The sequence below is a fragment of the Nocardiopsis aegyptia genome (assembly GCF_013410755.1).
Lineage (GTDB): Bacteria > Actinomycetota > Actinomycetes > Streptosporangiales > Streptosporangiaceae > Nocardiopsis > Nocardiopsis aegyptia.
In genome coordinates this window covers 5,122,100-5,143,519 of record NZ_JACCFS010000001.1, presented here as the reverse complement: position 1 = coordinate 5,143,519, position 21,420 = coordinate 5,122,100, and the positions used below count along the sequence as shown (strand labels likewise).

Here is a 21,420-nt window from a genome sequence, read left to right as displayed (position 1 = left end):
CCACGGATCACCAGTCGCGCCAGAGCCCCGCCAGGTCGCCGTCGTCGAACCCGTGCCGCTCGGCCATCGCCGTGACGTCCACGCCGTGCGCCTCGGGGACCGCCTGGATGTACTCGCACAACCGCTCGCGCTCGGTGGTCTCGATCATGCCGTGTTCGTGGTCGACCGCGTTGATCCTCGTCACCGCGCGTTCGGCCACGGCGAGCACGGCCGCGTCACCGGGCACGGCGCCGTCGGCGACCAGCGCGGCGACGTCGGCCTCGTAGTCGGCCAGAACGGCGTCGATCGCCTCGACCGGGGCGTCCGGCCACAGGTGCTCGGCCCAGTTCTCCTCGCACGTTCCGGCGGCCACCTCGGCGGCCACGTCCTTCTTGGTCTCGCGCCAGGCGAGGGAGGGTCGCGTCATCATGGTCGGCACGCTACGGCCCCGCGGTGACAGAAGCCGGCCCGGCGGCCGGCGGGGCGCCGGGGACGGGCCCTCGGTCAGTCCTGGTCGTCGTCGAACCGCTCCCGGGCGCGTTCGACGGCGGGGAGGTTGGCGGCGCTCCACCCCAGGAGGGCGTCGATGAGGTCCTGGAGCGTCGTGCCGAGCGGCGTGATCCGGTACTCGACGGCGATGGGCCGCGTGCTGGTGACGACGCGCTCGACCATCCCGTTGCGCTCCAGGCGGCGCAGCGTCGCCGTGAGCGACTTCTGTGTGACGACGGGGATCGCGCGGCGCAGTTCGTTGAAGCGCGAGGGCCGCCCGCACAGCTGGTCGAGCACCTGGAGCGACCACTTGTCGAGCAGTTGGTCGAGCAGCTCGCGCTGAGGGGCGGTGATCTGGGAGTGGCCGGTCTCGGCCTGGTCGGTATCCCGCATGAAACCTAGGTTAATTGAAGTTCCTTTGAGCCACCAGGTAGACATTCGATACCACCTACTCGGTACACGAAAGGGACTTCCGATGACCGTGCGACTCCTGACCCCCGAGGGCATGTTCCAGCCCGTCCCCTACCACCACGTCTCCATCGGCACCGGCACCCGCCAGGTGCACGTCGCGGGCCAGATCGCCCGGGACGCCGAGGGCAGGCCCGTCGCCACGGGCGACCTCACCGGACAGGTCGAGCAGGCGCTGCGCAACACCGGCCGTGGGCTGACCGGCGCCGGAGCGGACTTCTCCGACGTCGTGCGCCTCCGGTTCTTCGTCACGGGGTGGAACCCCCACATGGCGGACGCCTTCATGGCGGGGATCGAGAACGTCGCCGAGGAGCTGGGGCTGCCGCGGCCGTTGCCGCCCGTGTCGCTCATCGGCGTCGACTACCTCTTCGAGCCCGACGTGCTCGTCGAGGTCGAGGCGTTCGCGACCCTGGACTGACCGGTGCCGCGGCCGGCCCCGCGGCGGGACGCGGGGCCGGTCACGTCCGACCGGGACCAGGCGTGTCCGCGCGGGGCCTGCCGACGACCGCGGTCAGACGCGGCGGGCCACGTACAGGCGGGTGAGGTAGGGCACGCGCACGGCCCCGTCGGGGAAGTGCTCCGCGACCAGGTCCGTGAGGGCGGCACGGGTGCGCTCCAGGCCGATGGCGCGGACGACCACGGCCATCTTGGTGGAGGACAGGGCCATCCCGAGGTACCCGTCCAGGTCCAGCTCGCGCACCCAGCGGCCGGTGTACTCGGCGGCCTCGGCCAGATCCTCCCGGGCCGCCAGCTCACCGACCGTGTCGAAGCCGCGGTAGTCGCGCCGGTAGTCGTCCCCGTGCTCCTCCAGCAGGGACTCGTGCGCGTCGACGAACGCGCTCGCGGTCCAGTCGCGGTCGTTGTTGAGCACCGCGACGGTGCCGCCCGGCGCGAGCACGCGGACCGCCTCGGCGTAGAAGGCGGGGCGGTCGAACCAGTGCACGGCCTGCGCCGCGAGCACGAGCGCGGCCGAACCGTCGGGGAAGGGCACGTCCTCGGCGCGGCCGTCGGCGAACTCCACACCTTCGTGTCCGGCGGCGGCCGTGTCGCGCATCGCGTGTCCGGGCTCCACGCCGACCACCCGGGGGCCGGGCCCGAAGACGTCGCGCAGCGCACGTGTGGAGATGCCCGTCCCTGCTCCGACGTCGAGCAGGAGCCACGGCTCGGGCCAGGCCGTGCGGCTGCCGGCCGCGACGTACGCGCGCAGCCGGTCGAGCACCGGCTCGGGGTAGCCGGGACGGTAGCGCCGGTAGTGATCGGTGAGCCGGTCGAAGGCCTGGGTACGGTCGGCCACGCTGGTCCCCTCCGTCGTCGGTCTCGGCGGCTGTGACCCTACCCCACCGGTGCCGCCGTACCCGGGCGCGCGGGCTTGTGCGCGTTCCTCCGGTATTCCGAGGGGTTGACTCCGGTGTGGGCCTTGAACGCGGAGCTGAACGCGAACGCGCTGCCGTAGCCGACCCGCCCGGCGACGGCCTCCAGACCCAGGTCGGGGTGGGCCGAGAGCAGATCGCAGGCGGTCGTCAGCCGCCACGTGCGCAGGTAGGCCATGGGCGGGGTGCCCACCGCCCGCTGGAAGCGGTCCGCCAGGGTCGAGCGCGAGACGGCGCAGGCGCGGGCGAGCGACGCCAGGGACCAGGGCCGCTCGGGGCTCTCGTGGACCAGCTCCAGGGCGCGCGCCACGACGGCGTCGCCACGGGCGCTGAGCCAACTGGGCTCCGTGCGCGGGTGCTCCGCCATCCAGGCGCGGACGGCCATGACCAGCAGGCAGTCCAGGAGCCGGTCGTTCAGGCTGGTCTGGGCGACCCCGGCGGTGGTGATCTCGCGGACCAGCAGGTCGACCACGGCCGGATCGACGCTGCCCGCCCGCAGGACCGCCAGGGGCGGCAGCGCGGACAGGGCCAGGCGCCCGACCTCGCTGTCGTCCTCGTAGGCGCCGATGACCAGGGAGTACGCGCCCTCGGGGTCGTTGCCCCACGTCCCCACGCCGTGGGACAGGCTCACGTGGAGCTCCTGGCCGTCGTCGGCGACGCAGCGCTGGCCGGGGTGGACGGTGATCGTCGGAGGGCGCCCGGGCCGGTCGGAGAGCACGTAGGGGTCGGGGCCGCGGGTGAGGACGACGTCGCCGGGGTCGAGCGCCTCCTCCTGGCCGCGCGTGCGCACCCACACCCGGCCGGAGGTGACCACGCCCAGGCCCAGGGCGGCGCCGTCACGGACGTCGATCGACCAGGGCGCACTCATGACGACCCGCAGCGTGAAGGCGCCGCGGGCCCGCGGGCCGTCGAGCAGATGCGTGAGGGGGTCCATGGAGGCAGCCTATGTCTGGACGATCGCTTATGTCATCCAGTCGATCGACCATGGTTCGTCCGGATCGGGTCCGCTGTACTGAGGACATGCGCAACCAACGAATCCTCGTCACCGGCGGCACCGGCATGACCGGTCGCCGCGTCTCCCACCAGCTGGCCGAACGCGGAGTCGACGTCCGTGTCGGCTCCCGCTCGGGCACCCCGCCCTTCGAGTGGCACGACCCCGCCGCCTGGGACGCCGTCCTGGACGGTGTCGACGGCGTGTACCTGTGCTTCCACCCGGACCTGGCCTTCCCCGGCGCGGCCGAGGCGGTCTCGGCGTTCGCCGCGCGCGCCGCCGAGCACGGTGTCACCCGGATGGCCCTGTTGTCCGGCCGCGGGGAGGACGGCGCCGAACGTGCGGAGGAGGCCGTCCGGGCCGTCTTCGCGGACCTGACCGTGCTGCGCTGCTCGATGTTCGCGCAGAACTTCTCCGAGCACATCCTGGTCGACGGGGTGCGCGCGGGCACCGTCGCCCTGCCCGTCCCGGACGTGCCCGAGCCCTTCGTGGATCTGGCGGACGTGGCCGAGATCGCCGTGCGCGCCCTGACCGAGGACGGGCACGCGGGTCGGCTGTACGAGCTGACCGGGCCGAGCGCGCTGACCTTCGCCGAGGCGTGCGCCCTGATGGGCGAGGCGGCGGGGCACCCGGTCGCCTACCTGCCGGTGACCCCCGCGGACTTCGTGGCCGAGGCGGGTCGGGCGGGGATCCCGCCCGAGGTCGCCACGGGGCTGACGGAGCTGTTCGCCGAGATCCTGGACGGCCGCAACGCCAAGCCGACCGACGGGGTGCGGCAGGCCCTGGGCCGGCCGGCGGGCGACTTCGCCGGCTACGTGGCCCGCGCCGCCGCGGAGGGGGCGTGGTCGTGACCGGGTGAGGGCCCGCCGGCTCGGACAGGGGCGGCGCGGACGCACACGGGGTACACCTCCAGTGCGACACGTGTGCGTCCGGGAGCGGCCCGGAGGAGACCTGGGGCCCGGGGCGGCCTGGGAAGGCCCGGGGGCCGCCGCGGCCGCACGACCAGCAGCGAGGAGGCCGCCGGTGACCGACCACGAGAGCGACCGGCACCACACGGCCCAGGGCGAGCGCACCCGGCGCCGGATCATCGACGCCGCCACCGAGCTGTTCTCGCGCTGCGGCCTCTGGGGCGTGTCCCTGGGCGACATCGCCGAGCGCGCCGGGCTCACGCACGCGGGCGTGCTCCACCACTTCCCGAACAGGGAGGCCGTGCTCCTGCACGTACTGAGCCGGCGGGACGAGCTGGACGCGCCCCTGCTGACGGCCCCCGCACCGGGCCACCGGGGACTGGTGGACGACATCGTGCGCATGGTGGAGCGCGACGCAGCCGCACCCGACCAGGTGTCGCTGCACGTGACCCTGGCCGCCGAGGCCACCGACCCGGCACACCCCGCGCACGAGTACTTCGTCGGCCGGTACCGGAACCTGCGCGACCACCTCGTTCCGGCGCTGGCCGACCTGCTCGGGGAGAGCGGTGGGCCGACGCCGGAGATCGCCGCCCAGCAGATCGTGGCGCTCACCGACGGGCTCCGGGTGCAGTGGCTCCTGGACCCGGGTGCCGTCGACATGCGCGCCGCGGTGGTGTCGTTCCTGCGCACCCTGGGGATCGAGGTCGAGGAGCCACCGGGCCCGCGCTAGGGGGCGTCGCGTGCGCCCGGCCTAGAGTGGAGGGACCTACCGCCGATCCCCCGTCGAGAGAGCACCGTGACCGTCGCCGAGAGACTCCAGAGCGTCTTCGTGGCGCTGGCCGCCGTCCTCGGCCTGGCCGTCGGCACGCTGTGGCCGGTCGGCGCGGTCGCCGGCCACCTGGTCCTGCCCGCGCTCGTCCTGCTGCTGGTGGCGGTGTTCGTGCAGGTGGACGCCGCCCGGGTGCGCCTGGCCCGCGACGCCGCCACCGTGGTCGCCGCCAGCCTCGTCCTCAACTTCGTCTTCACGCCGTTGCTGGCATGGGCACTGGGAGTCGGGCTGCTGGGCGACGCGCCGGATCTGCGGATCGGACTGCTCCTGCTGCTGGTGACCCCCTGCACCGACTGGTACCTGGTGTTCACGGGGCTCGCCCGGGGGCACATGGGCGTGGCGGCGGCGCTGCTGCCGATCAACCTGGTGCTCCAACTGGCCCTGCTCCCCGTGTACGTCCTGCTCCTGGGCGGCGAGGCGGCCGGTGTGGGTACCGGGACGCTGGTCGAAGCCGTCCTACTGGTGCTGGTGGTGCCGCTGGTGGCGGCCGTGTCCCTTCGTTGGGGAGCGGGTCGCTGGAAGGGCGCCCAGTGGCGGGACCGGAGGCTGGTCGCCCCGGCCGGGCGGGCGGTCCTGCCGCTGCTCTACCTGGCTGTCCTGGCGATGTTCGCCTCCCAGGCGCGGACGGTCGCCGCGCACCTGGGCGAGCTGGCGGCGCTCCTGGTGCCCTTGGGGGTGTTCTTCGTGGTGGCGCCGCTGACGGCCGTGCTCGTCGCGCGCGTGCTGCGGCTGCCCGGCGACCAGCGGGCCGCGCTCACCATGACGACGGTGGCCCGCAACTCCCCCGTCGCGCTGGGCATCGCGGTCGCCGCCTTCCCCGACCGGCCGCTGATCGCGGTGGCCCTGGTGATCGGACCACTCGTGGAACTGCCGGTCCTGGCGGTGCTCAGCCAACTGGTCCGGGCGCGCGGCCCGCGCGAGCGCGGCGGTGTCTCCGGCTGAGTTCCGGCCCGGCGGGGCCGCTTCGGTCCGGTTGATCCCTCGGTCCGGTGGGGCCGGTCGGCCCGGTCGGCCGTCGGCCGGTGGACCCGCCCGCCCCCTGGTGGTGGCGTTCGCGCGTGGCGTGGGCGGTCAGGCGAGGTGGGCGGCGAGGGCACCCTTGTGGCGCTGGAGCTCGTCGATGCGCGCGTCGAGGTCGGCCAGCTCGCGGCGGATGGTGACGACCAGGCTCGGACACATCTCCAGGTCGAGCGGGGCGTCCTCTCCGCCGCGCGCGCAGGGCAGGAGCGCCGCGATCACCTGGGTGGTGAGGCCCATGTCCAGCATGGCGCGGATGTGGCGGACGGTGCGCACGGCCTCGGTCTCGTAGACGCGGTACCCGTTGGCCGAACGAGTCGATTCGAGCAGCCCCTGCTCCTCGTAGTAGCGCAGCAGGCGCCGGCTCACGCCGGTCCGCTCCGACAGCTCCCCGATCAGCATGCCGTGGTCCACCTCACCCCTGGTCCGCACTTGACCCTCACACCGGTGTCAGTGCCTAACGTCGCCGCATGATCGAACATTTCACGTACACGGTCAAGGGTTCCGGTCCGGGTCTGCTGCTCGCGCACGGCGGGGGCGGCGGCGCGGAGCCGAACTTCGGTCCGTTGATGCCGGATCTCGCCCGAACGCACACCGTGGTCGCCCCGGACCTGCCGGGATCGGGGGCCACCCCGCGCAGCGCCGAACCGCTGGACCTGGACACGGTGGCCGACACCCTGGTGGCCACGGCCCTGGACGCGGGCGTGGAGCGCTTCACGATCCTGGGCTACTCGCTCGGGACCGGGGTCGCCGTGCGCGCCGCCACCCGGCATCCGGAGCGGGTGGCCGGGCTGGTGCTCACGGCCGGGTTCGCCCGGATGAACAACCGGATGCGCCTGGCGGTGCGCGTGTGGCGGGACCTGCTGGACGGGGACCGCGAGCTGCTCGCGCACTTCCTGACCCTCATGGCCACGGGCGATCCCGCCCTGGAGCGGTTGAGTCCCTCTGAGCTGGCGGACTCGGTGGCCGGGCTCGCCGGGTTCGTTCCCGCGGGCACTCCGGAGCAGGTGCGCCTGGTGGAGGGAGTCGACACCACCGCCGAGCTCGCCGGGATCCGCGTGCCGACGCTGGTGGTCGCCGCCACCCTGGACCGGCTCGCGTCGCCCGAGCTCTCCCGTGAGCTGGCCGCCGGGATCCCGGGCGCGGAGCTGGTCGAGGTCGAGTCCGGGCACCTGGTCGCCGCGGAGGCGCCCGAGGAGTGGGGCGCCGCCGTGCGCGGGTTCCTGGACCGCCACCGCTGAGCGACACGGGTGCCCCGCCGGCCCCGGGCGCCGAGCCGCGTACCGGGCCCGGACGGCGGGGCACCCTGCTCGGACGGCGGGGCACCCGGGAGACCGCTCTCCGTGGTCCAGAGGACGCAGGAGACCAGAACGGGGCACCCGGGGCCAAGGGACCCGGAAGGACGCCACCCGAAGCGCGACGCCCGGGATCTCACCCGGGTGTCCTCCCGCGACCGGCCTCGACGCCGGGGCGGCGCGGCCCACGGTCGAGGACGCCCCGGACGCCCTGGATCGCGCACCAGAGGGCCACCAGGGACGCACCCGCCAACAGGCACACCGAGAGGATCCACTCTCGGGAACCGTCCGGCCCGTAGACACGCGTGTCCGCCCCGACGTCCACCGCGGCGACCTCCGCCCCCACCACGCACGTGTCGCGCCCCGCCGCGTGCAGGGTCACCTCGCGCACCGGACCACCGTCGGCGGTGAAGGTGCCGTCGCACCCGCACGACTCGTGGCCGGGATGCCGCACGCAGGTCAGCGCGGTCGCCGTGAACACGCCGGGGGTACCCTCGCCGCGGGCGGCGCGCAGTCCCTGGTCGAGTCCGGCCAGGCCCACGTACGCGACGGTCCCGGCGAGGACCATCAGGACCAGGGCGAACGCGGGAGAGGCGCCCTTCCGGCTCATCGCCGCACCTCCGCCGACCGCTCGGCAGGACCGTCCCCGACAGCCGGACCGGCGTCCCCACCGTCGCGCTCCGCCTCCACCGCGCCGGGCGCCCGCAGCGCGAGCAGCACCGCGGCTCCGCACAGGACGGCGGCCAGCACCCACAGCGGCCCGTACGCCCCGGTGACGTCGCGGACCAGGCCGCCGAACACCGCCATCGCACCGGCCCCGACCTGGTGCAGGGCGTTGACCCAGCCGAAGACGATCGCGCCGTCCGCGCCGAACATCCTCCGGCACAGCAGGATCACCGGCGGCACGGTCGCCACGTCGAGCAGGCCGAACACCACGACGAACGCGATCATCGCCGGGCCCGCGTCCGGCCCGAAGAGCGCCGGCAGCAGCGCGAGCAGGGCACCCCGGCCGCCGAAGTAGGCCACCAGCAGCAGGCGCGGGTCGAAGCGGTCCGTGAGCCAGCCGGAGACCACCGTGCCGACCAGCGAGAACACCCCGATCGTGGACACCAGGGCGGCGGCCGTCGTGACCGCCATCCCGTGGTCGCGCGCGGCGGGCACGAAGTGCGTCCACAGGATGCCGTTCGTGGTCGCCCCGCAGATCGCGAACACCCCCGCGAGCAGCCAGAAACCGCGTCGGCGCGCGGAACGGGCGAGCACGCGCACGGTCCGGCGGGCGGCGCCCTCCTCCGCTCTCGGCCGGGGCACGTCCGTCAGGGCCCCGTAGGGCCGCAGCCCCACGTCCGCCGGGTGGTCGCGCAGCACCAGGACGACCAACACGGCCACCACCCCGGCCGACAGCGCCAGCGTCACGACCGCCGGACGCCAGCCCTGGGTGTCCGTGACCCAGGCGAGCGCGGGCAGGAACACCAGTTGCCCGAACGCGCTCGAACCGGTCAGCGCCCCGATCACCAGGCCCCGCCGCCGGACGAACCAGCGGTGCGCGACGGTGGCGGCGAAGGTCATCGCCAGCGAACCGGTGCCCGCGCCGATCAGCACGCCCCAGTAGAGCGTGAGCTGCCAGGCGTGGTCCATCAGGGTGGTCAGCGCCGCCCCGGCCATGACGGCCGACAGGGCGGCGACCGCGACCCTGCGCAGCCCGAAGCGGTCCATCAGAGCGGCGGCGAACGGGGCGACGAGCCCGTACACGACCATGTTGACGGAGGCGGCGGCCCCGATCGAGGTGCGCGACCACTGGTACTCGGTGTGCAACGGGTCGACGAGCAGGCCGGGCATCCCGGCGAACGCCGCGGCGGCGACGATGGCCAGGCCCGCCACGAGCGCGACCGGCCAGGCCCGGTGGAGGAGCGGAGTGCGTGTCTGGTGCGTCATGGGACCAGCATCCGGCGGGGGGCACCTGCCCCGACAGTGACCCGAAGGCCAACATGCGCAAGAATCGGGCCATGTCCGTCTTCACGCGTCCCGACCGCCACAGCGTCGCCGTCCTCGTCCGGGACGGGGTCCTGCCCATCGAGGCGGGGATCGTCCACCGCCTGTTCGGGCAGGCGCGCGACGCGTCCGGCGCCTTCCTCTACGAGGTCGTGACCTGCGCGCTCACGCCGGGCGAGGTCCGCACCGACACCGACTTCACCCTCAACGTCGCGCACGGCCCCGAAGCGCTCGACGGCGCCCGGACGGTGGTCGTGCCCGCGGCCGACGCCGACTACGGCGAGCGGCCGCACACCCCGATCGACCACGGCCTGGGCGCGGCGCTCGGCCGGATCCGTCCGGACGCCCGGGTGGCCTCGATCTGCACGGGGGCGTTCGTCCTGGCAGCCGCGGGGCTGCTCTCGGGCTGCCGGGTGACCACGCACTGGCGTTCGGTCGGGTTCTTCCGTGCCCTGTACCCGCACATCGACCTCGACCCGGACGTGCTCTACACCGACAACGGGCGCGTGCTCACGGCCGCCGGTGTCGCCTCCGGGATCGACCTGTGCCTGCACATGATCCGCGCCGACCACGGCGCCGCGGTCGCCAACGACGTGGCGCGCGGAACGGTCGTGCCGCCGCACCGCGACGGCGGGCAGGCCCAGTACGTGCGCCGCCCGGTGCCCGAGCCCGAGCGCTCCGGCACGGCGCACGCCCGCGCCTGGGCTCTGGAACACCTCGACCACCAGCCGAGCCTGCGAGCGATGGCGGCCAGGGAGTCGGTGAGCGTGCGCACCTTCACCCGCCGGTTCCGCGACGAGATGGGGGTCTCCCCGGGGCAGTGGATCGCCCAGCAGCGGCTGGACCGGGCCCGTCAGCTCCTGGAGGAGACGGGGATGCCGGTCGACCGGGTCGCCCACGAGGCGGGCTTCGGGACCGCGGCCTCCCTGCGCCAGCACATGCAGGCGGAGCTCGGCGTCTCCCCGAGCGCGTACCGGCGCACCTTCCGCGGTCCCGCGGCGAGCCCCCGTTCCGGCGTCCCCGCCGCTTGAGACGAACCGTGGGGTGCGCCGCCCCGGCCGGGAGGGCGGAGTGGCCAGCGCGGCCCCGGTCGGGAAGGCGGACGCACCGCGCGGCGGTCAGGCGGCGGCGGTCACTCCGCGGCGGCTCCGGCGCGGTCGCGGTGGAAGGCCCAGGCGTCGGCGACGATGTCGCGCAGGGACGAGCGCTCGGGGCGCCAGCCGAGCAGGGCGCCGGTGCGGTCGGAGGAGGCCACCAGCACCGCCGGGTCGCCTGGGCGGCGGGGCGAGGCGACCGCCGGGATCGGGTGCCCGGTCACCTCACGGCACACCTCCACCACCTCGCGTACCGAGAAGCCCGCGCCGTTGCCCAGGTTGAGCACGTCGTGGCGCCCCGGCCGGGCCCGACCGAGGGCGAGCAGGTGGGCGCGGGCCAGGTCGGCCACGTGGATGTAGTCCCGCACGCAGGTGCCGTCCGGCGTGGGGTAGTCCTCCCCGAACACCGACACCGACTCCCGTTCACCCCGCGCCACCTTGAGCACGTTCGGGATCAGGTGGGTCTCGACGGTGTGCCGCTCCCCCAGTCCCCGGTGGGCTCCGGCGACGTTGAAGTACCGCAGGCTCACCGCGGCGACGCCGTGCATGCGCGCGTGCTCGGTCAGAGCGGCGTCGATCGCGGCCTTGGTGGCTCCGTAGGGGTTGGTCGGGCGCACCGGCGCGTCCTCGGTGATGGGCACCGACTCCGGTTCCCCGTAGACGGCGGCCGTGGAGGAGAACACCAGGCGTCCGGTCCCGGTGGCGCGCATCGCCTCCAGCAGGGCGAGCGAGGTCCCCACGTTGCCGCTCCAGTACAGGCCCGGGTGCGCGACCGACTCCGAGACCACGGACTTGGCGGCGAAGTGCAGGACCGCGTCGAACCCCTCCCGCAGGACGTCGGCGGCGCGTTCGCGCACCGTCCCCTGGACGAAGCGGGCTTCCGGGTGCACGGCGTCGGCGTGCCCGGTGGAGAGGTCGTCGAGGACGATGACCGTGTGGCCCTCCTCCACGAGCATCGCCGTGACGACGCCGCCGATGTATCCGGCGCCGCCCGTGACCAGAACCCGCATTGCACCCTCCGAGGTGAAGACTTCGCGTTTCCCAACAGAACATACGAAATCAAACATCAAGTCAACAGGATCAGTCTATTTCCAACAGAGTCGTTGGTGGGGTGGACACGGCACCGGGCGGGTAACGGTCCATCGACGACCGCACCGCCCGCCGCCTCCTCACTCCCCCGGAGCCCCCGTGAAGCTGTACGCCGAGCGCCCCGTCCGCGCCTGCCTCCAACTGCTGTCCGACCTCCTCGCCCTGTCCTGGGCGGTCCTGTGGATCACCACGGCGCTCTCGCTGCGCGAGGTCATCACCGGCCTGGACCGGCCGGGCGAGCTCATCGCGAGCTCGGGTGAGGGCGTGTCCGAGCACATGGCCACCGCCGCCGAGGCCGCCGAGCGCGTCCCCCTGGCCGGAGAGGCCCTGGCCGCCCCCTTCACCAGCGTGGGCGGCGCCGGTGAGTCGCTGGCCTCGGCCGGGACGTCCCTCCAGGAGTCGGTGGCCGCCCTGGCCCTGTACCTGCCCCTGGTCACGGCGGTGATTCCGCTGGCCCTGCTCGCCGCGACCTGGCTGCCGGCCCGCGCCCGCTGGGTGCGCCAGGCCGCCACCGTACGGAGCATACGGACCATGAGCCCGCAGGCCCGGTCCCGCCTGTTGGCGCTGCGCGCGCTGACGGCCGTGTCGCCGTCCCGCCTGACCGACGCCCACGAGGACCCGGTGGGCGCCTGGCACGCGGACGATCCCGAGGCGACCCGCGTCCTGGCCGCGATGGAGCTGAACAGGCTCGGCCTGCGTTCGGTCTGACCACCGGGCCACGGGTCGTTGCGGCGACGGCGGCCCCGCAACCCGGCGCACAGCCGTAGGGCACACGGCGGCACGGCGGCCCACCCGTCGATCGCTCCCCTGGGCCGCCCGCGTGCCACCCGCTCGTCCACAGGTTCCCGAACGGCCTCGCGATCGTCGGTCCCGCTTCCTAAGCTGGAGACCGCGCCTACATACGGAGCACACATGCACCTGTCCGCCCTCCTCGACTTCGACGTCGTCCCCCTCGACACCGACGACGCCGTGTCCGTGCTGATCGACATCACGGCCCCCGAACGCGAGGCCGACACCGAGCGGCCGCCCGCGACCCTGCAGATCGTGCTGGACCGCAGCGGTTCGATGGGCGGCGGCAGACTGACCGGAGCGGTCACCGCCCTGGTCGGGCTGGTGGACCGGCTCGCGCCCACCGACAACTTCGGCCTGGTCTCGTTCGACACCCAGGCCGTGGTCGAGGTGCCCACCGGGCCCCTCACCGACAAGGAGGCCGTGCGCCGCCGTATCCGGGGCCTGGTGCCGGGCGGTGGCACCGACCTCTCCTCCGGGCTGCTCCGGGGGATCCAGGAGGCCCGCCGGGCCGGCGGCGACCGGGGCGGCACGCTGCTGCTGATCTCCGACGGGCACGCCAACCACGGGGTCACCGACCACGACCTGCTCCGCCAGGTCACCGCCGACGCCTACGGGCACGGCGTCACCACCACGACCCTCGGCTACGGGCTCGGGTACGACGAGGCACTGCTCGGGGCGGTCGCCGACGGCGGCGCGGGCAGCGCGCTGTTCGCGGAGGACCCCGACACCGCGGGCGGTCTCATCGCCCAGGAGGCGGAGTACCTGCTGGCCAAGTCGGCGCAGGCGGCCTCCCTCAAGGTCCCGCCCGGCCCGCACGTCAAGGGGGTCTCGGTGGTCGGCGAGATGCCGTCGTCGAGACTGCCCGACGGCACGCTCATGGTGGAGCTGGGCGACTTCTACTCCGGTGAGACCCGGCGCCTGCTGCTACGCGTGGAGGTCCCGGGAGTGGCGGCGCTGGGAACGGTCACCGTGACCACCCTCGACGTGTCCTACGTGGATCCGGCCACGATGACGACCTACACCGCGAGCCTGCCGATCACCGTCAACGTGGTGCCCGGTGACGAGGCCCGCGACCGCTCGCCCCGGCCGGAGGTGCGCACGGAGGAGGCCCTCCAGCGCGCCCAGACGGCGAAGCGGGAGGCGAGCGAGGCTCTGCGCCGTGGCGACCGGAAGAGCGCCGCGGAGATCCTGGACCGGGCACGGGGCGACCTGCCCCGTCCGTCGAGCGCTCCGGGCGCGGCCTCGGCGGAACTGTCGGCGCAGGCCGAGGAGCTGGGCCGGATGTCGGCGATGGCGCGCACCGACGACGCCTCGCGCACCTCCAAGTCGCTGTACTCCAGCCAGTCCGGCTATTCGCGCAAGCGCGGACGCCACCAGCCGCAGACTCCACCGGAAGGACCGCGGACGCCTCCGCCGCCGAGCGGCGAGATCCGCGGCCAGCAGACGGGCAGCGACCTGTACAGCCCCGACGCGAGACCGTCCCGGGGCCGCCGTCGGCGCAGGCCGCCCGAGGACCCGCAGCAGGAGAGCTGAGGCGCCCGCTCCCCCGACCGCCGCGCACCGCCCGCGCCCGCCCACCGCGACGGAGGTGGGGGCTCGGGCGCGAGTCGGCGTCGACCCAGGAGCGGCGGCGGGCCCCGCCCGGGGCGAGGTCCCCGCGCGCCGACTCGGACGCACGCCTGCTCAACCATGCGCGAGTGTCAGCGCCGCTCGGGATCACGTGTCGGCGAGCGTCTCGCTCGCGCATGCGCGGACGTCCGCTCGGCGGGGCACTCGTCCGCCCAGGCATGGACGGAAGATCGGCTCGGGCTCACGCGTGGGCCGGCGCCCCGCTCACGCATGCGCGCATCTCCGCTCGAGCGCACTCCTGCCCGCCACGCTCGGGTACCAGCGCCTCCTCACACGTGGGTGAGCGTTCCGATCAGCATGCGCGGACGTCGGCTCGGCGTGGGTGGGCTTCCGTTCGGCCGCGAACTGAGTTCGGCTCGGGCTCACGCGTGGGCGAGTGTCTCGCTCACCGCGTCCGGCAGCTTCTCCTCCAGGAAGGCGGCCATGTCCTCCTCTTGGCGCAGGATCCCGGTCAGCTTGCGGGCGATCTCCTCCTCGCCGAGGGATCGGGCGGCCTGGATGAGGGCCTTGTAGGACGCGATCTCGAAGTGCTCCGCGGCGAAGTCGGCCAGACCGTTCTTGACCAGGGTGTCGCCCGCGGGCTTGTTCGCCATGCCCTGCATGGACCCGAAGAAGCTGGCGAAGGCGCTCTTGGCCCCCGAGACCGAGCCGCCGAGCGCGTCGATGCAGCCCCGGACCGTCTCCGCCTGCTCCCGGGTCTCGTCGATGTGCCGCATGATGCGCGCGTGCACCTCGGGGTGGTCTTCGGCGTCCTTGGCATGCCGCTCCAGGACTTCCTCCAGTGCACTCTCCATCGCATAGGCGTCGTTGAGCCAGGTGATGAGCTGCTCGCGACTGCTCACGTCGATCCCCCTCAGACTGTCTCGAAAGCGTCCGCGCTCCCGGGTGTCGCACCGCGAGGCCACGGGAGCGCCTTGGTGCCACGCGCTACCCAGGCCCGCACGGGACAAACGGCCCGGCGCCGGAGCGGCCCGTCCGAGGCGCAGTCTCGCTCTCCGAGGTGGTCGATGGATCGGTCCGGGCGCCTCAGCCCGAGCCGCGCAGCCGCTCCAGTCCGTCGAGGATGAGGTCGAGCCCGAACTCGAAGCCGCCGGCCTCCTGGTGCGGCTCCAGGTGGTACCGGATGTGCGCGGCCAGGTCGGGATAGGTGTCCACCGGGAAGGACCGCAGGACGCTCTCGCCCACCTCCGCCATCTCGTCGGGGTCCAGGGGGAAGCCCAGCGCCTGGAGCGCGTGGCCGACCAGGTGGTCCTCGATCGTGTGGAAGGCCCGGTCGAGCAGGCCGGGGGTGAAGTCCGCGGCGCGCAGCGACCGCAGCGCGCTGTCCATGTAGCGCATCCGCTGCGGCCCCGGATTGATGCTCGACGTCCACAACGAGGCCGCCCAGGGGTGGCGCATCAGAGCCGCGTGGGCCGAGATCGCACGCCGCCGAGCCTGCTCACGCCAGTCCGTGTCGTCCTCGGGGCACTCGATCTCACCGACGATCCGGTCGAGCATCCCGTCGAGCAGGTCGGCCTTGCCGTCGACGTGGTTGTACAGCGACATGGCCTCCACGCCGAGCTCGCGCCCGAGCCTGCGCATCGACACGGCTCCGATGCCCTCGGCGTCGGCCAGCACGACGCCCGCGTCGAGGACGCGGTCGCGGGTCAGCGGCGCACGGCGCGCCTTGGGCGGATCCTTCGGCGTCGGCACCGGGACATCGACCTCCTCTTGACGGACAGCGGCACGAAGTCTAGCTTACAGAGTAAGTATTTACAGTGTAAGTAGACGAATGGAGCGTCATGAAGGCGATCGCGCAGAGCCGCTACGGCGAGCCCCAGGACGTGCTGGACCTCCGCGACGTCGACCGCCCGGAGCCCGGGGACCACGAGGTCCTGGTGCGCGTGCACGCTTCGTCGGTCAATCCCGCGGACCGGTTCGAGCTCGTCGGCCTCCCGTACGTGCTCCGCCTCGCGTTCGGCCTGACCCGACCCAAGGCCCCCGTCAGGGGCAAGGACGTGGCCGGAACCGTCGAGGCGGTGGGTGCACGGGTCACGCGGTGGCAGAGGGGCGCCCAGGTCTTCGGCGAGCTGTCCGCCGGCGCCTACGCCGAGTTCGTCGTGGCCGGAGAGGACGAGTTGGCCTCGGCACCGACCGGGGTCGGCCTCGCCGAGGCGGCGTCCGTCCCCGTCGCCGGTCTCGCGGCGCTCCAGGGCCTGCGCGACGCCGGAGGCGTCCGCTCCGGCCACCGGGTCCTGGTCAACGGAGCGTCCGGGGGCGTGGGAACGTTCGCGGTCCAGATCGCGAAGGCGCTCGGGGCGCACGTGACCGGCGTGTGCAGCGGCGCCAACCTCGAACTGGTCACGTCCATCGGCGCCGACGCGGTCGTCGACTACGCGCGGCACGACTTCACGCGGAGCGGTGAGCGCTACGACGTCGTCTTCGACCTGGTGGGGAGCCACGCCCCGACGGCCTACCGGCGCGTGCTGCGCCGGGACGGGGTCTACGTCTCCGCCTCCGGCATGCCCGGTGGCGCCCTGCTCGGCCCGCTCCCGTACCTCCTGCGCGTGGCGCTCACCTCACTGCGCGGCGGCCCGAAGATGAAGCCGTTCGCCGCGAAGCGGAGCCCGGACGACCTGGCCGTCCTCGCCGGGATGATCGAGTCCGGGCAGGTGCGGCCGGTCATCGACCGGACCTACACGCTGGCGGAGACCGCGACGGCCCTCGCCCGTCAGGGGAAGGGGCACGCGCGGGGCAAGACGGTGGTGACCGTGGTGGACGCCGAGCCGCCGACCGGTTCCTGACCACGGTCACCTGGACCGGGCACGGCACCACGGGCGGAAGGCCGGTCCCGCCACCGTCGACCGGGGCGTCCCGGTGCCCGGCGACGGGGTCGACGGTCCGTGCGCCGGATGTCGCCCATGGGAGATGTCCCGGGATGGCGGCGATGAGGAGATACTCGGGGACGTCCAACGTGGAACCCCCTGCGCCGAGGAGAGATCCGTGTCCCCTGTTCAGATCATCCGCACGGTCGCCGCCGCCCTGATCACCGGCGGTGGAGCCCTCGGACTGGTTCCCACGGGGCCGTGCGGGGCCGGATGGTGGACGCCGCCCAGCGGGGCCGTGTCCTTCGGCTGGTTCGCCTACGAGGAGGTGCAGGCGAACCGGGTGGTCGGTACGTGCGACATGGCCATGGCCCCGGTGGGGTCGTGGGCCATCGCGCTGATCGTGGTCGGGGGGACCCTGCTCGCGGGAGTATGGCTCAACACCCACTACCGGCCCAGGGAAGAGCCGAAGGACGAGCCGCAGGCGTAGAGGCCCGCTCAGCGAGGCGGCCCTCTACCTGGCCATCCGGACGGAGGCCAGCAGCGCGGCCCACTCACCAGCGGGAACGTCCAGGGGTCCCCGGTCCCGGTACTGGGTGTCCCGAACGCCGGTCACCCGACCCTCGGCCACCTCGACACAGTTATGCGCCCCGTCGCTGTAGCTCGACTTGTGCCAGTCCACCTTCGTCATCTTCGTACTTCCTTCTCACCTGTCGGAGGTAGTCCAGCGACGCCCTTACGGACCTCGCATTCGCCTGCAATCTACTGAACAGGGACACAAAGCCACGAACCATGCGCGGCTCGTCCGTGGTCTGCCCGAGGTAGACCGACTCCGCGTGAAGAACTTCTGGTGCCGAGTGGGTCGCGATCAACGAGAACGGACCATCGGGGCCGGCGTGCGGGAGGGTCCCCCATCCGTACATCTGTAACTGCAGTCGGCCTGATGTCGCCAGGTCGATGAGCTTGTCGATCTGCTCGCGCATGACCTCGTCATCAGCGATAGGACGCAGGACGACCACATCATCGAGGACCACGTGGTACTGCGGCCCGTCCTCGTGGAGGACGCGGGAGGCGCGTTCCATCCTGGTCGCCATCTTCTGCTCGATTTCGTCCTTCTTGAGCCAGGGAGCACCAGCCGCGAAGACGGCACGGGCATAGTTCTTCGACTGGAAGTTACCAGGCACCAGGACGCCGCTGTACTGACGGATGAGCTCCGCGACGTGGAGCTGCTCCTGCCAGTCGACCTGCTCCGGCGCGTAGAGATCTTCGTGCAGCCGAACCAGACGCGATCCCGCTTCAAGGAGATCGTCCAATTCCCGCACCCTGGAGGCGTCGAGTCGCTTCCAACCACACTCGACCTGCGAGATGAACTTCTTCGTGTAACCGAGGTGCCCGGCCACCCTCAGCTGGGTCATTCCACTTCTACTTCTCGCCCTGGCTATCGCCTGACCAAAACGGACGTCTGATATGTCCCTTTTCTTTTGGTTCTCCACAGAGGCGATTAAAGCAGGTGCGGCTACGTGAAGTCCACCGAAGCACACCGCTGTATACCGCAGGTATTCCGTGGTCTTCGTGAGAACGAAAAACCTTTCGCTCCTTTCACTCGTGCGGAATTCTGGCAACAGCAGCCGCGCCTGCAGGAAGAGGACTCGGTCCGATTCATGTGAGGTGGGGAGCCATCGTGGCAATCTCCGGCGTCGGTGCGGCGGCCACGGGCCGCCGGGGTGTTCGAGACCAACGAGAGGAACCAGACCAGTGCGCATGCCCAGTGACACACCGAATCGGGCGCGAGCCCGGAACGACCACCCCCATCCCCTCCCCCGGCGGCCTCGTCGGTCGGCCCGTGTGCGCGGCTACGCGCCCGGTCCGTGCACGTCACCCTTTCCCGCGTGTGTGCTGGGCGCGGTGCTCGGCGGTCTGTTGAGGGCGGTGGTGAGCCGGTGATCCGCGTCTGCGACATCCGCGAACTCTCCACCCTGGCCGAGCTCGGCACCTGGGCCGCCGAACACCGCGTCCGGATCCGCTACCTCGGCGCCGACCTGGAGAACCGCCCGGTCTACGGCGCCACGCGCGGACACCTGACCCGTCTGGCGCGGGACGCCGGTCCGGACCTGCACCGGCATCCGCTCGTGTGGCGCTCCCCGCTGGAGAACCCGGAGGCGCTCCCTTGAGCGAGCACCCGGTCGGCCGCCCACCGACGACCAGCCGCTCCCCCCGCGTCCACGGGCGCGCGGCCCCGCGGGGTCCGGGCTCCCCGGCCGGCCCCCATGGCCCGCGTCCCCGGTCAGGGGACCTGGTAGGTGCTGTCGCGGACGTCGGTGATGGCCATGTGGCCGGGGGCGTGGCCGATCGCGAACTCCGGTGCCGAGGCCGCCACCGCGGCCTGCGGGGTGACGCCGCACGCCCAGAACACCGGGATCTCGCCGGGCCGGACCTCCACCCGGTCCCCGTAGTCCGGGGCGTCCAGGTCGGCGATCCCCAGGGCCGCCGGGTCCCCCACGTGCACCGGGGCCCCGTGCACCGCCGGGTAGCGGGAGGTGACGCGGACGGCGTCGGCGACCCGGTCGGCCGGCACCGGTCTCATCGACACCACGAGCGGGCCCCGGAACCGCCCGGCCGGGCGGCACTGCCGGTCGGTGACGTACATGGCCGCGTTGGTCCCCGCCTCCAGGTGGCGGACCGGGATCCCCGCCTCCAGCAGCGGCGCCTCGAACGTGAAGCTGCACCCCAGGAGGAAGGCCACCAGGTCCTCGCGCCACAGGTCGGCCACCTCCGTGCGCTCCTCCACCAGCTCGCCGTGCCGGTAGACCCGGTAGGCGGGCAGGTCGGTGCGCAGGTCGCCGCCGAACACCGAGGCACTGGTCTCCCCCGGCTCCGTGACGTCCAGAACCGGACAGGGCTTGGGGTTGCGCTGGGCGAACAGCAGGAAGTCGAACGCCGCCTCACGCGGCAGGGCGATGAGGTTGGCCTGCGCGTATCCGGCGCTGTAACCGGCGGTGGGCGCCCGCAGCCCCTCCCGGAACAGCGCGCGGGCGCGGGACGGGGACAGCCGTGCCGGAGAGCCCTCCGCCGGTGTCCGCTCGGCCGGGATCGTCTCGGCCAAGGACTGCTCCGCAGGTGTCGGCTCGGCCGGGGTCGTCATCTCGTCCTCCTGGGGATCGGTCACGGGCGGGTCCGGGCGGTCACGGGCGGGTCCGGGCGGTGAAGCGGATCCGGGTGCCGGGCCGCGCCTGGGCCGCGCGGGGCAGGTCGGCGGACCGGACGACCGCCACCACCGGGTATCCGCCGGTCACGGGGTGGTCGGCCAGGAACAGCACCGGCTCACCGCCGGGCGGCACCTGGAGCGCACCGGCCACCATGCCCTCGCTGGGCAGTTCGCCCGCGTAGGAGCGCTCCAGCGCCGGACCCGAGAGCCGTGCCCCCACCCGGTCGCTGCGCGGGGTCACCTCGTACTCGCCGGACAGCAGCGTGTCGAGGGCGCGGTCGGTGAACCAGTCCTGTCTGGGGCCCAGGTCCACCCGCAGGGTGATCCGGTCCCCGCTCACGGGGGCGGCGCACACGTGGTCCACGATCGGGAAGTCGCGCGGCGGCGGGCCGACGGGCAGGACCGTTCCGGGCACGGGCAGGTCGGGTCCGAGTCCCGCCAGCACGTCGGTGCTGCGCGAGCCCAGCACCGGGCGCACGTCCACTCCCCCGCGCACGGCCAGGTAGGAGCGCAGCCCCCGGTCCGGCAGGCCCATGACCAGCTCGGCCCCGTCGGGCAGGTGCAGCACGGCCTCCGTCGCGGCACCGCGCCCGTCCACGCTCAGGGCCACCGGCGCGCCGGTGACGGCGACCGTGACCGGGCCGCGGGCTCGGACCCGCAGGCCGCCCATGGTGGTCTCCAGGACCGCCGCGCCGGGAGGGTTGGCGAGCAGCCGGTTGGCGCGCGCGTAGGAGTCGGCGTCGGCCGCGCCGGATCGGCCCACCCCCAGGTCGGCGTGGCCGAAGCGCCCGGCGTCCTGCACCGTGGTCATCGGTCCGGCGGCGATGACCTCCAGCGCGCTCGCCCCGCTCATGAGGCCTCCGTGAAGCGCACGCGAACGCCCGGGCGCAGCAGCCCGGGAGGATCGCGGTCCAGGTCCCAGATCCGGGCCTCGGTCCGGCCGAGCAACTGCCAGCCGCCGGGCGAGTTGCGCGGGTACACGCCGGTGAACTCCCCCGCCAGGGCGACCGACCCGGCGGGCACCCGTGTGCGCGCCTCGCCGCGCCGGGGCACGTGCAGGCGCGGGTCGTCGCCGACCATGTACCCGAATCCGGGAGCGAAGCCGCAGAAGGCGACGGTCCAGTGGGCGGCGGTGTGGGCGGCCACGACCCCGCGCGGGGTCAGGCCGGTGAGCTCGGCGACGTCGGCGAGGTCAGCCCCGTCGTAGTGCACGGGGATGGTGACGGTGCCACCGCCGCCACCGCGGTCGCCCGCGCCGACCGGCAGGTCGGCGACGGCCGCGGCGACCCGGTCGGTGTCGGTCCCCGGCTCCACGCGCAGCAGAAGCGTGCGGGCGGCCGGGACCACGTCGGTCACGCCGGGCGGCGGCCGCTCGGCCAGGGCGGCGCGCAGCGCCACGACCTCGGCCAGGTCGGCCACCTCCACCAGCACACCGGTGTCGGCGCACTTCAGAACGCGCACGCCACCTCCCC

Annotated in this window: 26 protein-coding genes; 11 read left to right on the top strand and 15 right to left on the bottom strand. The window is 73.6% G+C overall.

Annotated elements, in window-relative coordinates; genetic code table 11:
• Positions 1 to 7 precede the first annotated feature (7 nt).
• Together HNR10_RS22975 and HNR10_RS22970 are read right to left on the bottom strand one after the other, a co-directional pair.
• The gene (locus HNR10_RS22975) at positions 8 to 409 is read right to left on the bottom strand and encodes a hypothetical protein (RefSeq protein ID WP_179826852.1); all 402 of its coding nucleotides are present in this window, start codon (positions 407 to 409) and stop codon (positions 8 to 10) included.
• 74 nt (positions 410 to 483) lie between these two features.
• Positions 484 to 861, bottom strand: a complete 378-nt coding sequence (locus HNR10_RS22970; protein WP_179826850.1) for a winged helix-turn-helix transcriptional regulator — start codon at positions 859 to 861, stop codon at positions 484 to 486.
• Positions 862 to 943: 82 nt separating this feature from the next.
• Here HNR10_RS22970 and HNR10_RS22965 point away from each other — a divergent pair, with 82 nt between their 5' ends.
• Complete coding sequence (locus HNR10_RS22965) at positions 944 to 1,354, top strand: RidA family protein (RefSeq protein WP_179826848.1); 411 nt, start codon at positions 944 to 946, stop codon at positions 1,352 to 1,354.
• A 93-nt stretch (positions 1,355 to 1,447) separates the two neighbouring features.
• On the opposite strand, the gene HNR10_RS22960 is transcribed toward HNR10_RS22965, so the two are convergent.
• Positions 1,448 to 2,230, bottom strand: a complete 783-nt coding sequence (locus tag HNR10_RS22960; protein ID WP_179826846.1) for a class I SAM-dependent methyltransferase — start codon at positions 2,228 to 2,230, stop codon at positions 1,448 to 1,450.
• 38 nt (positions 2,231 to 2,268) lie between these two features.
• Positions 2,269 to 3,240 (bottom strand): AraC family transcriptional regulator, encoded by a 972-nt coding sequence (locus HNR10_RS22955; RefSeq protein WP_179826844.1) that lies wholly within the window; start codon positions 3,238 to 3,240, stop codon positions 2,269 to 2,271.
• A gap of 86 nt (positions 3,241 to 3,326) precedes the next feature.
• Between HNR10_RS22955 and HNR10_RS22950 the strand changes: the two genes are divergently transcribed.
• From HNR10_RS22950 to HNR10_RS22940, 3 genes are all read left to right on the top strand, one after another.
• Positions 3,327 to 4,148 carry an NAD-dependent epimerase/dehydratase family protein gene (locus HNR10_RS22950; RefSeq protein WP_179826842.1) on the top strand — a complete coding sequence of 274 codons (822 nt, stop codon included), beginning with the start codon at positions 3,327 to 3,329 and terminating at the stop codon, positions 4,146 to 4,148.
• Positions 4,149 to 4,320: 172 nt separating this feature from the next.
• Positions 4,321 to 4,935 carry a TetR/AcrR family transcriptional regulator gene (locus tag HNR10_RS22945; protein ID WP_179826840.1) on the top strand — a complete coding sequence of 205 codons (615 nt, stop codon included), beginning with the start codon at positions 4,321 to 4,323 and terminating at the stop codon, positions 4,933 to 4,935.
• Between the two features lie 66 nt (positions 4,936 to 5,001).
• Entirely contained in the window at positions 5,002 to 5,976 is a 975-nt protein-coding gene (locus tag HNR10_RS22940; RefSeq protein ID WP_179826838.1) for an arsenic resistance protein, read from the top strand.
• A gap of 129 nt (positions 5,977 to 6,105) precedes the next feature.
• Here HNR10_RS22940 and HNR10_RS22935 read toward each other — a convergent pair whose 3' ends face one another.
• Entirely contained in the window at positions 6,106 to 6,453 is a 348-nt protein-coding gene (locus HNR10_RS22935) for a MerR family transcriptional regulator (protein WP_179826836.1), read from the bottom strand.
• A 68-nt stretch (positions 6,454 to 6,521) separates the two neighbouring features.
• Between HNR10_RS22935 and HNR10_RS22930 the strand changes: the two genes are divergently transcribed.
• Entirely contained in the window at positions 6,522 to 7,292 is a 771-nt protein-coding gene (locus HNR10_RS22930; RefSeq protein ID WP_179826834.1) for an alpha/beta fold hydrolase, read from the top strand.
• 190 nt (positions 7,293 to 7,482) lie between these two features.
• Here the strand turns inward: HNR10_RS22930 and HNR10_RS22925 are convergent, their stop codons facing one another.
• Both HNR10_RS22925 and HNR10_RS22920 read right to left on the bottom strand, forming a co-directional pair.
• Positions 7,483 to 7,956, bottom strand: coding sequence for a hypothetical protein (locus HNR10_RS22925; protein WP_246406376.1), 474 nt, complete (start codon positions 7,954 to 7,956; stop codon positions 7,483 to 7,485).
• The gene (locus HNR10_RS22920) at positions 7,953 to 9,278 is read right to left on the bottom strand and encodes an MFS transporter (RefSeq protein ID WP_179826832.1); all 1,326 of its coding nucleotides are present in this window, start codon (positions 9,276 to 9,278) and stop codon (positions 7,953 to 7,955) included. The genes HNR10_RS22925 and HNR10_RS22920 overlap by 4 nt, the downstream gene beginning before the upstream one ends.
• Before the next feature lie 71 nt (positions 9,279 to 9,349).
• Between HNR10_RS22920 and HNR10_RS22915 the strand changes: the two genes are divergently transcribed.
• Positions 9,350 to 10,366, top strand: a complete 1,017-nt coding sequence (locus tag HNR10_RS22915) for a GlxA family transcriptional regulator (RefSeq protein ID WP_179826830.1) — start codon at positions 9,350 to 9,352, stop codon at positions 10,364 to 10,366.
• Between the two features lie 101 nt (positions 10,367 to 10,467).
• Here HNR10_RS22915 and galE read toward each other — a convergent pair whose 3' ends face one another.
• Positions 10,468 to 11,439 (bottom strand): UDP-glucose 4-epimerase GalE, encoded by a 972-nt coding sequence (gene galE, locus HNR10_RS22910; RefSeq protein WP_179826828.1) that lies wholly within the window; start codon positions 11,437 to 11,439, stop codon positions 10,468 to 10,470.
• A 178-nt stretch (positions 11,440 to 11,617) separates the two neighbouring features.
• Here galE and HNR10_RS22905 point away from each other — a divergent pair, with 178 nt between their 5' ends.
• Positions 11,618 to 12,226, top strand: coding sequence for a hypothetical protein (locus tag HNR10_RS22905; RefSeq protein ID WP_179826826.1), 609 nt, complete (start codon positions 11,618 to 11,620; stop codon positions 12,224 to 12,226).
• 204 nt (positions 12,227 to 12,430) lie between these two features.
• Positions 12,431 to 13,843 (top strand): vWA domain-containing protein, encoded by a 1,413-nt coding sequence (locus HNR10_RS22900; RefSeq protein ID WP_179826824.1) that lies wholly within the window; start codon positions 12,431 to 12,433, stop codon positions 13,841 to 13,843.
• Between the two features lie 458 nt (positions 13,844 to 14,301).
• Here the strand turns inward: HNR10_RS22900 and HNR10_RS22895 are convergent, their stop codons facing one another.
• The gene (locus tag HNR10_RS22895; RefSeq protein ID WP_179826822.1) at positions 14,302 to 14,781 is read right to left on the bottom strand and encodes a YciE/YciF ferroxidase family protein; all 480 of its coding nucleotides are present in this window, start codon (positions 14,779 to 14,781) and stop codon (positions 14,302 to 14,304) included.
• Positions 14,782 to 14,965: 184 nt separating this feature from the next.
• Positions 14,966 to 15,631 carry a TetR/AcrR family transcriptional regulator gene (locus HNR10_RS22890; RefSeq protein WP_312889390.1) on the bottom strand — a complete coding sequence of 222 codons (666 nt, stop codon included), beginning with the start codon at positions 15,629 to 15,631 and terminating at the stop codon, positions 14,966 to 14,968.
• Positions 15,632 to 15,720: 89 nt separating this feature from the next.
• Here HNR10_RS22890 and HNR10_RS22885 point away from each other — a divergent pair, with 89 nt between their 5' ends.
• Together HNR10_RS22885 and HNR10_RS22880 are read left to right on the top strand one after the other, a co-directional pair.
• Positions 15,721 to 16,722, top strand: a complete 1,002-nt coding sequence (locus tag HNR10_RS22885) for an NAD(P)-dependent alcohol dehydrogenase (RefSeq protein ID WP_179826820.1) — start codon at positions 15,721 to 15,723, stop codon at positions 16,720 to 16,722.
• A 199-nt stretch (positions 16,723 to 16,921) separates the two neighbouring features.
• Positions 16,922 to 17,233 carry a hypothetical protein gene (locus HNR10_RS22880; RefSeq protein WP_179826817.1) on the top strand — a complete coding sequence of 104 codons (312 nt, stop codon included), beginning with the start codon at positions 16,922 to 16,924 and terminating at the stop codon, positions 17,231 to 17,233.
• A 24-nt stretch (positions 17,234 to 17,257) separates the two neighbouring features.
• Here the strand turns inward: HNR10_RS22880 and HNR10_RS22875 are convergent, their stop codons facing one another.
• The gene (locus tag HNR10_RS22875) at positions 17,258 to 17,434 is read right to left on the bottom strand and encodes a DUF397 domain-containing protein (protein WP_179826815.1); all 177 of its coding nucleotides are present in this window, start codon (positions 17,432 to 17,434) and stop codon (positions 17,258 to 17,260) included.
• Entirely contained in the window at positions 17,385 to 18,506 is a 1,122-nt protein-coding gene (locus HNR10_RS22870; protein WP_179826813.1) for a Scr1 family TA system antitoxin-like transcriptional regulator, read from the bottom strand. Before HNR10_RS22870 ends, HNR10_RS22875 begins: the two co-directional genes overlap by 50 nt.
• A 177-nt stretch (positions 18,507 to 18,683) precedes the next feature.
• Here HNR10_RS22870 and HNR10_RS22865 point away from each other — a divergent pair, with 177 nt between their 5' ends.
• On the top strand, positions 18,684 to 18,914 hold the full coding sequence (locus HNR10_RS22865) for a hypothetical protein (protein WP_179826811.1): 231 nt from the start codon (positions 18,684 to 18,686) through the stop codon (positions 18,912 to 18,914).
• A 113-nt stretch (positions 18,915 to 19,027) separates the two neighbouring features.
• Here HNR10_RS22865 and HNR10_RS22860 read toward each other — a convergent pair whose 3' ends face one another.
• The 3 genes from HNR10_RS22860 to HNR10_RS22850 are packed head-to-tail and all read right to left on the bottom strand — an operon-like array spanning position 19,028 to position 21,409.
• Positions 19,028 to 19,909 (bottom strand): putative hydro-lyase, encoded by an 882-nt coding sequence (locus tag HNR10_RS22860; RefSeq protein ID WP_312889388.1) that lies wholly within the window; start codon positions 19,907 to 19,909, stop codon positions 19,028 to 19,030.
• A gap of 16 nt (positions 19,910 to 19,925) precedes the next feature.
• A complete protein-coding gene (locus HNR10_RS22855) occupies positions 19,926 to 20,801 on the bottom strand; it encodes a 5-oxoprolinase subunit C family protein (protein ID WP_179826809.1) in 876 nt (291 codons plus the stop codon).
• Positions 20,798 to 21,409 carry a 5-oxoprolinase subunit B family protein gene (locus HNR10_RS22850; RefSeq protein ID WP_179826807.1) on the bottom strand — a complete coding sequence of 204 codons (612 nt, stop codon included), beginning with the start codon at positions 21,407 to 21,409 and terminating at the stop codon, positions 20,798 to 20,800. Before HNR10_RS22850 ends, HNR10_RS22855 begins: the two co-directional genes overlap by 4 nt.
• Between the last annotated feature and the right edge of the window lie 11 nt (positions 21,410 to 21,420).